At 46.4% G+C, this 1211-nt stretch carries 2 protein-coding genes and 1 pseudogene; all 3 read left to right on the forward strand.

What is annotated here, in order from left to right; all coding sequences use genetic code 11:
- Window positions 1–209, forward strand: a 209-nt coding sequence (locus BGK49_RS15095) for an IS3 family transposase (protein ID WP_001073957.1), incomplete at its 5' end; no start/stop codon positions are given.
- 41 nt (window positions 210–250) lie between these two features.
- A pseudogene (locus tag BGK49_RS15100) lies at window positions 251–938 on the forward strand (CoA transferase); the annotation flags it as partial.
- Window positions 939–949: 11 nt separating this feature from the next.
- Window positions 950–1211: IS1-like element transposase (locus BGK49_RS15105; protein ID WP_064195240.1), on the forward strand; the 262-nt coding region annotated here is incomplete at its 3' end.

Genomic DNA, 1211 nt, shown 5'->3' on the forward strand with positions numbered 1-1211 from the left:
ACTGTTACGACAACGCTCCGATGGAAAGCTTCTGGGGAACGCTGAAAAATGAGAGCCTGAGCCACTATCGTTTTAATAACCGGGATGAAGCCATCTCAGTAATACGGGAATACATTGAGATTTTCTACAATCGTCAGCGTCGTCACTCTCGTCTGGGGAATATCTCCCCGGCAGCCTTCAGGGAAAAATATCATCAGATGGCTGCTTAAAAAAAGAACAAATGGTAGTGTCCGCTATTGCCAGTACACCTCATGGTGATGATACCCGCACATTTGGTCCCTATGTGGATGGACAGTCACTCTATTACAGTTTTATTAATCATGGCAAAGAGAGTGTGGTTCTTGATTTAAAGAATGATTACGATAAAAGTATATTTATAAATATGCTCAAACAAGCTGATGTATTAGCTGAGAATTTTCGCCCAGGTACAATGGAAAAACTGGGGTTTTCATGGGAAACGCTTCAAGAAATCAACCCGCGCCTCATATATGCTTCATCGTCAGGTTTCGGACATACCGGTCCGCTAAAAGATGCTCCTGCCTACGATACCATCATTCAGGCAATGAGCGGGATAATGATGGAAACAGGATATCCTGATGCTCCGCCAGTGCGCGTTGGTACATCTCTTGCGGATCTATGCGGCGGTGTCTATTTATTCAGCGGAATAGTGAGTGCACTTTATGGCCGCGAAAAGAGCCAGAGAGGGGCGCATGTCGATATAGCGATGTTTGATGCCACGCTGAGTTTTCTGGAGCATGGTCTGATGGCATATATCGCGACAGGGAAGTCACCACAACGTCTGGGAAATCGCCATCCCTACATGGCACCTTTTGATGTTTTCAATACTCAGGATAAGCCGATTACGATTTGTTGTGGTAATGACAAGCTTTTTTCGGTAATGCTGCCAACTTACTGATTTAGTGTATGATGGTGATTTTAAGGTGCTTGCGTGGCTTCCATTTCCATCAGATGTCCTTCCTGCTCCGCTACTGAAGGCGTGGTGCGTAACGGCAAAAGCACTGCCGGACATCAGCGCTATCTCTGCTCTCATTGCCGTAAAACATGGCAACTACAGTTCACTTACACCGCCTCTCAGCCCGGTACGCACCAGAAAATCATTGATATGGCCATGAATGGCGTCGGATGTCGCGCCAGTGCACGCATTATGGGCGTTGGCCTCAACACGGTTTTACGTCACTTAAAAAACTCAG

This window comes from Shigella sp. FC1544, assembly GCF_001722145.1.
Classification (GTDB): Bacteria; Pseudomonadota; Gammaproteobacteria; order Enterobacterales; family Enterobacteriaceae; genus Escherichia; species Escherichia coli.